The following is a 15,258-nucleotide window of genomic DNA, read 5'->3' on the forward strand; positions in this document are numbered from 1 at the left end:
AAAAGCGGCTCTTTATCACTGACCGGTCAAGGGGATTCTCAGTGACGGATCTGCGCCAGATCATCCGCATTAAGACCCGTCATTTTCATTACCGTCTCGTTATCCAGGCCGTTTTGCAGCATAGTACGGGCAATTTTCAGGGTAGCTTCACGTTCCCCTTCAGAACGACCCGCTTCACGTCCCAACTGAATGCCCTTTTCGATACCTTTCTCCATGCCCTTTTCGATGCCTTTTTGTTCGAGCTGCTGCGCGATGGTCATTAGTTCGTCTCCATGTTGCGGCACACGTTGTGCCAGTTCTCTGACCAGGGCTTCGGCATCCGAAGTTTCCCCTGTCTGCACAATGTAGTGTATCAATGATATGACTTGTGATGAAGAAAGATAGCCTGCCAGCAATACCGGGACAAGCGTATCCATCAGCTCCGCAAAATCACGCTGATGGATATGCTTCTGGAGCAGTGTCAGCGCGGCCATACTGCGATGACCCGCAATTTCTTCATCAGGAATCACGGTGACATCCACCAGCGGGAAGGGTTCGGCATAGAGTCGGGCAGCCAGTACGGGATCGCTGAATGCATCGAGCCAACGGGTCGAGTAGGGATAGGGACTACGTTTCCCGGTATAGAAGAGGACAGGAATCACCAGCGGCAGACTTTTGTGGCCGGCTTCAAGGTGACGTTGCATGGCCGCCACCGCGTACCGCAGTAATCTGAAAGCCATCAGTTTATCCGGGGAGGACTGATGTTCGATCAGTACATGGATATAGCCCTCCTCGTCTCGTGTCGTTTTCAGACTGTAGAGAACATCACTGAAATACTGGCGAAGGTCGTCTTCCACAAAAGAGCCGGATTCCAGTTTCAATGTATTCAGATCACAAATAGCGCGTAATTCGGCGGGAAGATGCAATTCCATAAAGTCACGTGCAATCTCGGGCTGCGAGAGAAATTGTCGAAACGTTGCATCGTGAGGCATTAGCGTGCCGTTCTTCTTCTTCATCAACCCTGACTCCAGAATAACAAGCTGACATTTCATTGTGGCAATAAGATGCCTCTGGGGGATAAGCACGGAAAACACGCGCAATGACGCACGATAGCTTTACTTTTGGGTAGCAGCATTGACCTGAATCAGTCCTGCCTGTGTGGTGAGTTTTTTTAAACAGATGATCGCTGGCCATGAAACTGTACTGGTGGTACGACTTCGCGTATGTTGCATCGCGAACCTTACTATTGCTGATACTCACTATGAATGACTCCCGGCCCCACCGTTCGTCTAAAAAACGCCCCATGAAACTCAGCACGCTCTCGTCTCTGATGATGGCTGCTGTGTTGATGACCGTCTTGTTAAGCGTACATCTGCTTTACTATGTGCAGATTGATAACTTCACACGTGCGCATGTGAAAGATAAGGCCCTGGCCGTGGCGCGAACGCTGGCTGACAGCCCGGAAATCCAGCAGGCGCTGACCCAGCCTAATGGCAGCAAAATCATTCAGCCTATCGCCCAGGCAACGCGTAAACGTAATGATTTGCTGTTTGTCGTGGTAACAGATATGCGCGGTATTCGGTTTTCGCATCCGAATCCTGATGTGGTTAACCAACATTTTGTCGGTGAGGATATTAACCCTGCTTTACAGGGTCATGAGAACGTTGCGGTTAATCATGGCGTTCTGGTCGAAGCACTCCGAGTGTTTACACCCGTGTTTAATGCCAGACACCAGCAAATCGGCGTTGTGGCTATTGGCATCTCAGTGAATGACGTTGCCGCACAAGTCACAAAAAGCCGCTGGAATATCTTCTGGACGGTATTATTAGGCGCGTTGGTCGGCATGCTGGGCATTTTCATTTTAGTAAAACGCCTGAAGCACATTTTGCTGGGGTTAGAGCCGTACGAAATCTCCAGTTTGTTTGAAGAGCGTCAGGCTATCCTGGATTCGATTAAGGAAGGCGTCATTGCCGTCGACGATCAGTCCCGCGTCAGCCTGATCAATCAGGCAGCGTCACAATTATTGAAAGAGACAACGCGTGAAGCCTTTCTGAGTGGCGATCGCGTACCGGAAAATGCGCAAATGCTGACCCATCTGCGTGATGCGTTGCATGAAGGCAAAGCCGCATATGATGAAGAACTTAATGTGCGCGGCAAAATACTGATCAGCAACACCGTACCCGTGCGTAGTCGCAGCAGTATCATTGGCGCAGTGAGCACCTTCAGGGACAAGACAGAGATCAGTCAGCTAATGCAGCGTCTCGACGGCATGGTAAACTATGTGGATGCGCTGCGTGAACGTTCCCATGAATTCATGAACAAACTGCACGTGATTCTTGGGCTGCTGCACATGAAAAACTATGCGCAGATGGAAGAGTACATCCTTAAAACGGCCAATAACTACCAGACCGAAATCGGTTCGCTGTTGCAGAAGATTAAATCACCGGTCATTGCGGGTTTCCTGTTAAGCAAAATTAATCGTGTGACGGATGAAGGCCATCAGCTAATCCTGAGCGAAGCCAGCTACCTGCCAGACAGCGGCAGTGAACAGCAAATTGCCGCATTAATAACGGTGCTGGGTAACCTGATCGAAAACGCCCTTGAGGCGCTTGACCCGGATATGGACGGTGAAATTCACGTCATGCTGCACTACCAAAACGGCTGGTTGTCATGTGAGGTCAGCGACGATGGTCCCGGCATTCCTGCCGATCAGCTGGCAACCATTTTCGAACGTGGCGTTTCCACCAAAGGTGAAGATCGTGGCGTTGGACTGTTTTTACTCAAGCAACAAACGGAAAGTCTGGGCGGTAACGTCAGCGTCGAATCCGAGCCAGGCGTGTACACGCAGTTTTTAGTACAGCTTCCGTGGGAAAGAGGAAATATTAACGAATGATCAATGTGTTAGTTGTAGACGATGATGCCATGGTGGCCGAGCTGAACCGATGCTACATCGGTCAGATAGACGGTTTTACCTGTTGTGGCACTGCGTCCACGTTACTGCAAGCCAAAGAACGCCTGTTGCAGACCGATCCGGCCGTTGATCTTATTTTGCTGGATATCTATATGCAGCAGGAAAACGGACTGGATTTGCTGCCGGAGCTGCGCAGCGCCGGTCGTCCGATTGACGTGATTATCATCTCGTCAGCAGCGGATGCGGCAACCATCAAAACCTCGCTGAATTATGGTGTTGTGGATTACCTGATTAAACCGTTTCAGTTTTCGCGCTTTGAAGAAGCATTGACCGGCTGGCGACAAAAAAAACTGCTCATGGATAATCATCAGTTTTATCAACAATCTGATGTCGACCAGTTGCTGCACGGCAACCCGGCGAACGCCAACGAGACAAAACGTCTGCCTAAAGGACTGACACCGCAAACACTGCGTACGCTTTGCCTGTGGATTGATGCGCATCCCGGAACGGAATTTTCCACCGATGAGCTGGCAACGGAGGTCAATATTTCTCGTGTATCTTGCCGCAAATACCTGATTTGGCTGGCACAAAGCAATATTTTATTTACGAGCATTCATTACGGTGTGACAGGTCGTCCGGTTTATCGTTACCGTCTCCAGCCTGAGTATCACGCACTTTTACGTCAGTACTGCCAGTGATGTAGCGGAAGCTGTGATCCAGCAATGTAAAATCAAAGTGACGTTGTGACGAGCAGATGATGCGTTTGTCGCGCGTCACGAAGATAGCCTCTATGCCGGGATAGGCTTTCAGATAGTCGCTCCCCTTTTCAATGCCCATGCCATAGATCAGCGTGGTAAAAATATCCCCATCAATTGAGTGATCTGAAACGATGGTTACGCTGAGTAGCGCGTTATCCAGCGGATAGCCGGTATGCCTGTCCAGGATATGGTGGTAGCAGACCCCTTCCTGTTCAAAGTAACGTTCGTAAATCCCGGAAGTCACTACGGATTTATTCGTTACGTTAATCACCCCAAGCAGCGCGTCCGAAGCGGCAAAGGGTTTTTTTAAACCAATTGCCCAGCCTTCCTGCGGTGCATCAGGCGGCGCGCCGAGCGTTTGCACATTGCCGCCAAGATTGATGAGCGCGCTGTCCACACCCTGCTCATGTAAAAATGCCTGCACCCGATCGGCAATATAGCCCTTGGCAATCGCACCCAGATCAATCTCCATGCCCGCTTGCTTCAGAAAGACCGAACGGTTCGCCGCATCAAGTTCAATGTTCTCAGGATGGGTTAAAGTGAGTTTTGCCTGTATCTCTGCCCGCGCCGGCACGCTTTTCCCCTGAAAGCCGATCTTCCAGCATTTGACCAGCGGTCCGATGGCCAGATTAAAACTACTTTCAGGCAGCAGGCTGACCGCAAGTGCACGCTCGATTAACCTAAACACGGGCTGGCTGACGCTGACGGGATGCTGACCGGCCGCATGATTAATCGCCATCACTTCGGAGTGCTCGCGATTGACGGTAAGCACATTCTCATACTGTTTGATCAAGCGAAAAACCTGACCTGCCAGCGCCTCATTATGCTCATACAGCTTAAGCAGAATGGGCGAGCCCATCAGGACGGCGGAATAGGCGTACACGTGCGAATCAGTTTGCATAAGCGACAGGACTCGGTGAGAAAGAAGAACCGGCATCCGATGTTATACGGATGCCGGATATCACGACTTAGCGTTTGGCAAAAGCCGCTGCGTTTGCGCCAGCAAGAATACCAAAGATGATGATATCGGCAACCGCGTTTCCACCGATACGGTTTGCACCGTGGATACCACCGACGACCTCACCACAAGCCCAGGCACCGTTAATAACCTGCTTATTGGTGTCCAGTACTGCAGTCGCCGTGTTGATAGTCACGCCGCCCATTGTGTGATGGACGCCGGGCGCGATGCGAATGGCATAGAAAGGCCCTTCGCTTAACGGATGACGCAGCGCGGTTTGACGGCCAAAATCCTCGTCTTTCTGTTTAATCACAAAACCGTTGTAGCGTTGCAGTGTCTCTTCCAGCGTACGGTGTTCCATATTCAGCTTAACCGCCAGCTCCGCTACGCTCGGGGCGCTGATCACAAAGCCTTTCGCAATATATTCATCAGCGGCCTTGTTGTTCATACGGACCTGCTCGTCAAAGATAATCCAGGCACTTTTTTCTGGCAGCGCAATAATCTGTGCCGAAACTTTATCGCGAGTTTCCATTTCGTTGTAGAAGCGCTGGCCTGCCTGGCTGACCAGGATCGCCCCGCCACCGCGAATTGATTCTGAGACCAGGTAAGATGTCGTCTGCTCGACGGTCGGGTGAATCTGAATCTCGCCCATATCGACTGTATCCGCCCCAATTTTTTGCAGCATTGCGATGCCTGCACCGGTAGCGCCTTTATGGTTGGTGGTGACAAAACCATCCAGTTCCGGGCGATATTTCACCACCATTTCCCGGTTAGCACTGAAACCGCCTGTCGCCACAATCACGCTTTTTGCGTTCAGAATACGGCTGTCATTGTATTCATCCACCACCTTCACGCCGCTGACCGCGCCGTTTTCAAACAGGATCTCTTCAACTGCGGTTTCAAGCAGCACGTCGATATTACGGCTGTTGATATTTTTCACCAGACCACTAATCAGGAAGCCGCCGACAGCGGAGCGGTCTGCAGGGCGATGCGTACGGTCGATACTCATACCGCCTGTGATAGTGATATCGTTAAGCTCAATGCCGTGATCTGCCAGCCAGTCGATGGCTTCCGGCGCTAAGTCAACAAACTCACGCAACAGCGCGGGATTATTTTTAAATTTACCGCCTTTGAGGGTTTCTTCATAAAACAGCTCCTTGCTGTCCTGAATCCCTTTCAGCTTCTGAAAACGCGTTTCTGCGGCGTTCATCCCGACAGAGGCTTTGATGGTGTTGCCGCCAATGGTCGGCATCTTCTCAATGACCACCACTTTAGCGCCTTCATCGTGGGCCTGAATGGCGGCGGCCAGCCCTGCACCACCACTGCCAACAACCACAACGTCATACTGCTGTGGCGCGTTGGGATTGCCGCCCTCTTCAATGACGTGTGCTTTGTTCGATGTGGTCATTGCGCGTGAGACCGCTTTTTTCAGCGCTTCACTCTGTGTCGTCGCACCGGTAATCGCGTCAACATGTGGGCTGTTTGCCACCAGAATACGATTACGCAGACTTTCAAACGTGGTGGTGAAGTCCACATCCAGCGTGTCATCAGGAACCAGGGAAATATCGGTAATACGATCGGTATCCAGCGTAACGTTGATTTTCAGCTTCAGCGCTTCAGCCTCAACTTTCTCCTGATAAACGCCCGCTTTGTATTTACGACCGGTTTCGCTCATGTCACGAATCATGGCGTCAACCAGTGAGAAACGCCACAGAGGCTCGGGGATGAGTAAAGCTTCACGTTTGTTGCTGTCGATATAGAGTTCAAGGTGCTCGTTATTGATGATGCGGTCAGTCCAGTCTGGATAAGCGATGCAGGCTTTACCGACGGCGACCAGGTCATAGCCTTTTTCCAGTGCCTTTTCTGCATCCTCTTTGTTAACCACGCCGCCGACACCTATTACCGGGACCTTCGCCAGGGTTTCTGACCGCATGGCAATAAACTTCTCAATAAGCGGTGTAGGATCGGTGGTATCCACGATGGATGGGCGCATCAACTGCCCGACAGAGAAGTGCACATAATCCAGGCCCCGTGCTGCAAGTTTCTCCAGTAAGTACATTGTGTCGTCAAAGTGGATGCCGGGCACTTCGAGTTCTTCAGGCGAAAAACGATAACCGATGATGAACGAGCTATGCGCAAAGCGCTCGGCCATCTTATGCGTGATATCCAGCACTTCCAGCGGGAAGCGGGCGCGGTTATCACGACTGCCGCCCCATTTGTCTTCACGCTGATTTGAGTTAGGTGAGTAGAATTGCTGAATAAGATAGGTGTTAGCGCCATGGATTTCTACGCCATCGAAACCCGCTTTGATGGCGCGGTTAACGGCATCACCAAATTTGGTGATCATTGTATCCACTTCTTCTGCCGTTAAGGCGCGGGGCGTCGTTGCCCCTTCACGGGGTGCCGCAATTGCGCTGGGCGCGACAGGGGTTTTACCGCCAATCAGTTCAGGCTCAACCATGCGTCCGCCGTGATAGATTTGAAGAATCGCGGTGGATCCTTTTTCCTTGATGGCGTCAGCGATGCGTTTTAAGCCGGGTATTTTGTTGTCGCTGTCGATGGCGATCGCACCCGGAAAAGCCGGGCCTTTTGGATCGATAAAGCAGCACTCAACAATCACTGTTCCGATACTGCCCGCACGTGCACGGTAATATTCAACCAACTCGCTGGTCACCGTACCATCATAAAATCCGGTACAGGTTGTCATTGGTGCCATGATCAGACGATTTTTTAAAACTGCACCACGCGGCAAAGTGAGGGGATTAAGAATTGGGGTGAGTGTATTCATTGCGATTAACTCCAAAATATCAAAAACCGGGAATTCTTTCTGGACGTTTTTAATTTAATTTAAGTGGTCCGATGTCATGCTTCTAATATATCAGTTAATTTAGTTTCATAAGATATAATTTTAATTATTTAACTTTTAAATATCTTTAGACTTTTTGTTTGATTGGAGTGGTTTCGTGATGTATGGTTATTGTTAATCAATAGTTACCAAAAAGCAATAGTGAAACAGCAGTAAAATAAACCCACTAAAAACAATAATTTAAAATTAACGCTCTGTGTTTTTTCTTCCTGATGTGGTTGCAAAAAGTATTCAATGCTATCTTACTCACCTGTTCCTCATTGATTATTGTTTAATTTGTTAAAACATAAAAAATACAATTTAACTTGTTTGATCCAGATCAAAATTTTATTTTCCAGAAGTCGCATCATATTCACATGGTTTCTTAAGTTTTCTGCATCGCACGAGTAGAAACGTTAAAAGAATATAAAACACCACGGGTTATTCTTATAATGTAGAATAAATAAAATGTCTTGAAGAATTCGCCGGGGCGTTAATCGTATTATCCTTAACTCGTAGAAAAACACTATGAAAACACTCTCAAACATGAAAGAGCCCCCTAAAGCAGCCCCTGCAGCTGCGGGCAAAAAAAATAAAGCACTGATGCTAGCCCTGCCTGTCATCGTCGCAGTGCTTTTATTACTCGTCCCCGTACCGTCCGGTCTTGAACCCTATGCATGGCATTTCTTCGCCATCTTTGTTGGGGTGATTGTAGGCTTGATTTTTGAGCCGCTGCCCGGTGCCGTAATTGGTCTGACAGGCGTCGTAGTCATCGCCCTCTTCAGTCAGTTTTTGCTGTTTAGTCCGACAGAACTGGCCAATCCGACATTTAAACTCGCAACGGAGTCCTTTAAATGGGCCGTCAGCGGCTTTGGTAATTCAACCGTGTGGCTGATCTTTGGCGCATTCATGTTTGCTGCTGGCTACGATAAAACGCAGTTTGGTCGTCGTCTGGCCCTGATTCTGGTGAAATATCTGGGCCGCCGCAGCTTAACATTAGGTTATGCCATCACTTTTGCTGACCTGCTTTTAGCACCCTTTACTCCGTCTAACACCGCGCGCAGTGGCGGTACCATCTACCCGATTATCGCCAACCTGCCACCGCTGTATGGCTCTAAACCCAACGATCCCAGCGCGCGCAAAATCGGATCCTACTTAATGTGGGTTGCCATCACGGCGGCCTGTATTACCAGCTCCATGTTCCTGTCTGCACTGGCGCCGAATCTGTTAGCCCTTGCTTTAGTCAAAAGCGTCATTGGCTTCGATATTTCCTGGGGAATGTGGTTTCTTGCCTTTATTCCTTTAGGTCTGCTGCTGATTCTGACCATGCCGCTGCTGGCTTACTGGTTCTATCCACCTGAAGTCAAAGTGAATGATGAGGTGCCACGCTGGGCGATGGCAGAGCTTGAAAAACTGGGTAAACTGACCCGCAATGAAATCCTGTTACTGGTGTTTGTGGTCTGTGCGCTGTTGATGTGGATTTTTGCTACTGCCTGGATCGAACCGGCCATGGCGGCACTGTTAGTCATCATCCTGATGCTGTGGACTGGTGTGCTTAACTGGAATGATATCACCAGCAACAAAGCGGCCTGGAACACTTTTGCCTGGTTTGCCACGCTGGTAGCCCTGGCTGACGGTCTGGCCAGAGTGGGCTTTATCGCCTGGCTGGGTAAAGAAGGAGGAATATTACTTCAAGGCTATGATCCACAGATCTCGGCGGTCGTGTTGTTAATTGCCTTTTTCCTGCTGCATTACCTGTTCGCCAGTACCACCGCGCACACAACGGCGTTACTGCCTGCCATGTTGACGATTGCCGCCTCGATTCCTGGCATCAATATGCCCGTGTTCTGTCTGATGCTGTGTACCTCTCTGGGCGTGATGGGCATCATCACACCTTACGGTACAGGTCCGAGCCCTATTTATTACGGCAGCGGCTACTTACCTACTAAGGATTACTGGCGACTGGGAACTATCTTCGGCGCTATCTTCCTGATTGCAATGATGCTGATTGCTTATCCCTGGATGGTGTGGATGTTCTGACCGCGCCCTGTGCAATCCAGCGCGTCATACGATAACATGCCACTACTTGCCAGCCTGCGCTTACGGCTGGCAAGCATAATAAACAACGAATTCGCCTGTGATGTTGCTCCTGTCAGCCTGTCTCAAAAGGAGCCAGCACGTCATTAAGTGAGATACCATGTCGAACAAACCTTTTTATTATCAGAACCCCTTCCCTCTTACCCACGAGGATACCGAATACTACCTGCTCAGCCCTGACTATGTTTCCGTTGCTGAATTTGACGGGCAGGAGGTGCTGAAAGTAGAGCCTCAGGCGTTAACCCTACTGGCACAACAGGCTTTTCATGATGCTTCCTTTATGTTGCGCCCGGCCCACCAGCAGCAGGTGGCCTCTATTCTTGATGATCCTGAAGCCAGCGATAACGACAAATATGTGGCACTCCAGTTCCTGCGCAATTCAGAAATCGCGGCCAAAGGTGTACTGCCAACCTGCCAGGACACCGGTACAGCCATCATTATGGGGAAAAAAGGTCAGCGCGTGTGGACAGGTGGAGGTGATGAGGCCGCCCTGTCAAAGGGGATCTACAATACCTATATCGAAGACAATCTGCGTTACTCACAGAACGCGGCGCTGGACATGTATAAAGAGGTCAACACCGGGAATAACCTGCCCGCCCAGATCGATCTCTACAGCGTGGATGGTGACGAATACAAGTTTCTCTGCATCGCCAAAGGGGGCGGTTCAGCCAACAAAACCTATCTGTACCAGGAAACCAAAGCCCTGCTCAGCCCGGGTAAGCTGAAGAATTATCTTGTCGATAAAATGCGCACCCTGGGCACCGCCGCCTGTCCGCCTTACCATATCGCCTTTGTCATTGGCGGTACCTCTGCTGAAAGCACGCTGAAAACCGTGAAGCTGGCGTCAACGCACTACTACGATGGCTTGCCAACAGAAGGCAACGAGCATGGCCAGGCATTCCGCGATGTTCAGCTGGAACAGGAATTACTGGAAGCCGCACAGCAGTTAGGGCTGGGCGCACAGTTTGGCGGAAAATATTTCGCCCACGATATCCGCGTTATCCGTCTGCCACGCCACGGCGCATCCTGCCCCGTCGGTATGGGCGTCTCCTGCTCCGCTGACCGCAATATCAAAGCCAAAATCAACCGCGACGGTATCTGGATTGAGAAGCTGGAAGCCAATCCTGGACGCTATATTCCTGAAGCGCTGCGCAAACAGGGTGAAGGCGAGGTGGTGCATATTGACCTGAATCGCCCAATGAATGAGATTCTTGCACAGCTTTCTGAGTATCCGGTGTCCACCCGTCTGTCCCTGACCGGCACCATTATCGTGGCCCGCGATATTGCGCATGCGAAATTGAAAGAACGTATTGATAACGGCGAAGGCCTGCCGCAGTACATCAAGGATCACCCGGTATACTATGCCGGACCGGCAAAAACGCCTGAAGGCTATGCATCGGGTTCACTGGGCCCGACAACAGCAGGACGTATGGATTCCTATGTTGACCTTCTGCAGGCAAATGGCGGCAGCAAAGTGATGCTGGCAAAAGGCAACCGCAGCCAGCAGGTTACTGATGCCTGTCATAAACACGGCGGGTTTTACCTGGGCAGTATTGGCGGACCCGCGGCGGTTCTGGCGCAACAGAGCATCAAGAGCCTGGAGTGTGTGGAATACGCTGAGTTAGGAATGGAAGCAATCTGGAAAATCGAAGTAGAAAATTTCCCGGCCTTCATTCTGGTCGATGACAAAGGAAATGACTTTTTCCAGCATATCGAACGTGAACACTGCTCGCGCTGTGTAAAATAAGCTGGCAGTAACAGAAAACGGCCCCCTGACAGGGGCCGTTTATTTAGCGCTGCAAACGTTGCAGAGCGTGACTGATGCTTTCATCACCTGCGGTCAGTTCAATGATTTTGTGATTCAGTTGCGGTGTTTCAACGAGCGCCACCAGCGTGGCGGCAACGTCTTCACGTGGAACCGCTCCGTAGGGGATGGCGTAACCGGCTCGTACGGTGCCACTGCCCGCCGTATCCGTTAACGTCCCGGGACGCAGGATTACCCAGTCAAGCTGACTTTCCACCAGGCGAACATCCGCCAGCCGCTTCACATGCATGTAGTTCTCGAAGCCTTCAGACGTTTTTTCGCCCCGCGCCGCATCCGGAAAAACCGACACCAGCAAAAAACGGTTAACCCCCGCCTTCTCTGCTGCAGCAACCGCCAGCGCCAGACCCTGACCATCAATAGCATTGGTGAGTTCAATGCCAGCACCACCCGCCCCTGCGCTGAAAATCACCACCTCATGACCGGTCATTTTCTGCGCCAGCGTCTCAACACTGAGTTTCTGAAGATCGCCCATGATCGGTGTCGCGCCCACAACGGTGATGGCTTCGGCCTGCTCCGGTTTACGGTGCAGCGCCGAGACCGCATGCTGTCTGGCGCAAAGCTGTTTCGTCAGGTGGGTACCTACTTTTCCCGCCGCGCCAATGATAAAACACGTTGCCATCGTCCTGGTCCTTATATCACGTCAGTCAGACTACAAGTATAACCCTTAGCGCAGCGACGATGGCCTTCCGCTGACAGGGCCGAATCCCGTTACTGCGGGATGATTTTTTCCTGCTTCAGCTTATCGAACAGCTGGATGAATGAATCCAGCGTGCTGCGGTAGCCGGTAAACCCCGCTTTACGGCTTTTACTCATATCGGTAAAGGCTTCCATTGGACGGCCCAGATCGGCGTCAGTGTGCCACCATGACGCCAGTCGGGTGACGTCGCTCTCGCGAAGGTTTTCGCGCCCGGCAATGGCCTGCCATACGCTGGCAGCGTCCTGCATACGGCCATCGAGCGGCATCATTTTTGCCGGATAAGCAGCGGCTTCAATACCAAAATATTCAGCCAGTTTCTGCCACATCCAGTCCCAGCGGAACACATCACCATTGACAGCGTTAAAATCCTGATTGGCCGCGTCTGGACTGGTTGCCGCCCACTCAAGTTGTTCAGCCAGGAGGTCCGCATCGGTCATATCCACAACGCCGTTCCACTGTTCAGGTGAGCCCGGGAAGATAAACGGCCAGCCTTTTTCTTTACACAAGGTCGCGTAAACGGCCAGCGTCTGCCCCATGTTCATGGCATTGCCGAGCGCATAGCCAATAATGGTATGGGGACGATGGACACTCCAGCGGTAGCCGTACTTGTCAGCGCCTGCAAAAACCTCATCTTCCTGCGCGTAATAAAAGTTATCAACGGGCTGACGACCTTGTTCTTCACGGAAAGGCGTAACCGGCACCGCACCTTTACCGTAAGCCTCGAACGGCCCCAGATAGTGCTTCAGTCCGGTGACAAGGGCAACATGCGCCCCCTGTAAGCGCTCGCCGAGTGCCTCAATGACATTACGGATCATCCCGCCATTGACGCGGATATTCTCTTTTTCGCTGTCCTGACGTGCCCACACGCTGAAGAATACCGCATCGGGTTTGGTATCTTTCAGGGTAGCGCGCACCGCATCGGGATCGGTCAAATCGGCCGTCAGACTGTGGCAGCCTGGCGGAACAGCGCCGCGACCGCGGGATAATCCGCTGACCTGCCATCCGTCTTTCATTAACCTTTCAGCCAGCGCTCGCCCGATAACCCCGCTGATTCCGACAATCAAAGCCTGTTTTTGCATGTTAATTCTCCTCGTTTTGCGTAATGCTAAGCGTAATAGAGAATTTAATTCCTATTATTGGTAATTATTCACAGCATTCTCAACCTGAGTTCATCAATCATGCACGATCAACGTCTTAAGGATATTGTTCCCTTTGTTGCCAGTGTTGAAAGCGGCAGTTTTACTGCTGCGGCAGCACGTCTGCATGTCACCGGCTCCGCCGTCAGTAAAAGCGTCAGTCGGCTGGAAGCGCGGCTGGGCTCGCGCTTGCTGGAGCGCACAACACGCAGGCTGCAGCTCACCGATGCCGGTAACGCCTATTACCAAACCTGCATACGCATCATGGAGGAGCTTGCTGAAGCTGAGTCAGTTCTGGCAGCACAACGTATTATTCCGTCAGGACGCCTGCGACTCGCTGTGCCGCATACGTATGGTCGCCTGAATGTGATGCCGTTGCTGATTCCGTTTTGCCAGCAGCATCCCGAGCTTGAGCTCAGAGTGAGCTTTTCAGATCGTTTTATTGATCTCTTCGACGAAGGTATTGATGTCGCGGTCAGGATTGGCGGATCCGCCGATTTACCAGCCTCAATGGGCAGTCGCTACCTGGGACGAGAGAGAATGGTGTTTTGTGCATCGCCAGCCTGGCTGGATCGCGAAGGCCGGCCACAGGACGAACAGGCGCTGATGCAACATCGGGCCATTCTTTACGAACGCGCGGATAACACGCCCAAACCCTGGTTATTCCCCCGTGAAGAAGGACATGTCCAGTGGCGAGATATGCCGTTTCGGATGGCATTGGGTGATGTAGATGCGCAACTCCAGGCGGTCATAGCCGGACTTGGCATAGCGCAAATGCCCTCCTGGCTGGTAAACAGTGCCGTAGCTAAAGGCGAACTGGAGATTATCCTGCCACAATTACAGCCTGATGGTCTGGCCCTGAGCGTCATCTGGCCACGCCGTAAGCAACTGCTGCCGAAGGTAGATGCCTTGTTATCCGCACTGACACAGCTGGTGATTCGCTAAGTGATCAAAGATCTCACCTCTGCGGCCGACGGGCGTTCGGCACGGCCAGCGCAGAAACACGCGCGGGATGATCTTCTGTCACACACGCTGTGGCCTTTATTGTGGCATGTCGCTAATTTATTGTGTAGCCGGTGGAACGGATAAGCCAGTAAGGACAAATAAGGTATGGCATTTCAGAGCGCGAACACTTCGGATTATGCACATAGCACGGCGCCACGCGGCACGTTAACACCGGCGGCAGTCTGATGCCTCTCCTGCCCCTTCTGTGCCGCCTGAGTATTCTGGCAGGGATAGCTTTTGCGCTGTCAGGCTGTGCGCGCCAGGATGCGTTGTGGATGGTGACGAACGACGTTTGCAGGGTGAACTACGCGTACACTGGCTATCCTGCCCCCTGCCAGCAAGTCTATCTTGCAAAAGGGGAACAGCAGGGCTTCAGCGTTATTCAAAATCCACGTTATCCGTATCATTTTATTCTGGTGCCCACACTTTCGTTATCTGGTATCGAAAGCCCCTTATTGTCGTATACGACCCGCACAGACTATTTCGGTTATGCGTGGCTGATGCGTTATCGCGTAATGGCGGCGTATGGCGGAACGGTGCCGGAAGACAGGCTGGGCATGGCTGTCAATTCCGCCTGGGGGCGCAGCCAGAATCAACTGCATATTCATCTCACCTGCCTGCGGGAAGATGTCTATCACCAGTTACAGGCTGAACGCCCTTATATTCAGGATGACTGGCATCCCCTGCCAGACACATTGTTGACGCACACTTATTATGCGCGACGCGTCCTGCAGCCCAGTGTGATGGGCATTTATCCTGTTGCATCCGTTGCCCGCGATTTTCATCTGTCTCCGCCTCAGTTGGCGGAATACGGGATTGCCGTTGTTCCTGCCACGTTTTCAGGAAAAAACGGCTTTATCCTGCTGGTGACGCGACGAGGCTGGGATAAAGGGAACCGGGCATCCGTCGAATCGCTTCTGGATAAAAATTGTGAAATTCTGCACGACCCAACACTGCTCCCTCCGCAGGCCTCCTCAGTGGCAACGATGAAGACAGTGCCGCATCAATAAGGGGATGGCACGCTATGGCATAAAGCCTGACCGCTGG

Annotated in this window: 11 protein-coding genes; 6 read left to right on the top strand and 5 right to left on the bottom strand. The window is 51.6% G+C overall.

All coding sequences use genetic code 11. The features are described from left to right. Positions 1–38: 38 nt before the first annotated feature. The gene (locus tag C1N59_RS21010) at positions 39–995 is read right to left on the bottom strand and encodes an Rpn family recombination-promoting nuclease/putative transposase (protein WP_394551250.1); all 957 of its coding nucleotides are present in this window, start codon (positions 993–995) and stop codon (positions 39–41) included. 287 nt (positions 996–1,282) lie between these two features. Between C1N59_RS21010 and C1N59_RS21015 the strand changes: the two genes are divergently transcribed. Beyond that, entirely contained in the window at positions 1,283–2,872 is a 1,590-nt protein-coding gene (locus tag C1N59_RS21015) for a sensor histidine kinase (RefSeq protein ID WP_394551252.1), read from the top strand. Next, entirely contained in the window at positions 2,869–3,588 is a 720-nt protein-coding gene (gene dcuR / locus C1N59_RS21020; RefSeq protein WP_394551254.1) for a two-component system response regulator DcuR, read from the top strand. The genes C1N59_RS21015 and dcuR overlap by 4 nt, the downstream gene beginning before the upstream one ends. On the opposite strand, the gene C1N59_RS21025 is transcribed toward dcuR, so the two are convergent. Continuing rightward, positions 3,494–4,549: an FAD:protein FMN transferase gene (locus C1N59_RS21025; protein ID WP_394551256.1), complete on the bottom strand. Its 1,056-nt coding sequence runs from the start codon at positions 4,547–4,549 to the stop codon at positions 3,494–3,496. The genes dcuR and C1N59_RS21025 overlap by 95 nt on opposite strands. A gap of 67 nt (positions 4,550–4,616) precedes the next feature. Further along, the gene (locus tag C1N59_RS21030) at positions 4,617–7,394 is read right to left on the bottom strand and encodes a flavocytochrome c (RefSeq protein WP_394551258.1); all 2,778 of its coding nucleotides are present in this window, start codon (positions 7,392–7,394) and stop codon (positions 4,617–4,619) included. 585 nt (positions 7,395–7,979) lie between these two features. Between C1N59_RS21030 and C1N59_RS21035 the strand changes: the two genes are divergently transcribed. Next, complete coding sequence (locus C1N59_RS21035) at positions 7,980–9,491, top strand: DASS family sodium-coupled anion symporter (protein ID WP_039339314.1); 1,512 nt, start codon at positions 7,980–7,982, stop codon at positions 9,489–9,491. Positions 9,492–9,648: 157 nt separating this feature from the next. Beyond that, entirely contained in the window at positions 9,649–11,295 is a 1,647-nt protein-coding gene (fumA, locus tag C1N59_RS21040) for a class I fumarate hydratase FumA (protein ID WP_394551261.1), read from the top strand. A gap of 43 nt (positions 11,296–11,338) precedes the next feature. Here fumA and C1N59_RS21045 read toward each other — a convergent pair whose 3' ends face one another. Both C1N59_RS21045 and C1N59_RS21050 read right to left on the bottom strand, forming a co-directional pair. After that, positions 11,339–11,992 (bottom strand): SDR family oxidoreductase, encoded by a 654-nt coding sequence (locus C1N59_RS21045; protein ID WP_006122066.1) that lies wholly within the window; start codon positions 11,990–11,992, stop codon positions 11,339–11,341. Between the two features lie 89 nt (positions 11,993–12,081). Next, on the bottom strand, positions 12,082–13,149 hold the full coding sequence (locus C1N59_RS21050; RefSeq protein WP_394551263.1) for an SDR family oxidoreductase: 1,068 nt from the start codon (positions 13,147–13,149) through the stop codon (positions 12,082–12,084). 99 nt (positions 13,150–13,248) lie between these two features. On the opposite strand from C1N59_RS21050, the gene C1N59_RS21055 reads away from it, so the two are divergent. Together C1N59_RS21055 and C1N59_RS21060 are read left to right on the top strand one after the other, a co-directional pair. Then, complete coding sequence (locus C1N59_RS21055) at positions 13,249–14,151, top strand: LysR family transcriptional regulator (protein ID WP_006122064.1); 903 nt, start codon at positions 13,249–13,251, stop codon at positions 14,149–14,151. A 245-nt stretch (positions 14,152–14,396) separates the two neighbouring features. Then, positions 14,397–15,221 carry a CDP-diacylglycerol diphosphatase gene (locus tag C1N59_RS21060; RefSeq protein ID WP_394551265.1) on the top strand — a complete coding sequence of 275 codons (825 nt, stop codon included), beginning with the start codon at positions 14,397–14,399 and terminating at the stop codon, positions 15,219–15,221. Positions 15,222–15,258: the final 37 nt, after the last annotated feature.

Source organism: Pantoea sp. SGAir0183 (assembly GCF_043545505.1).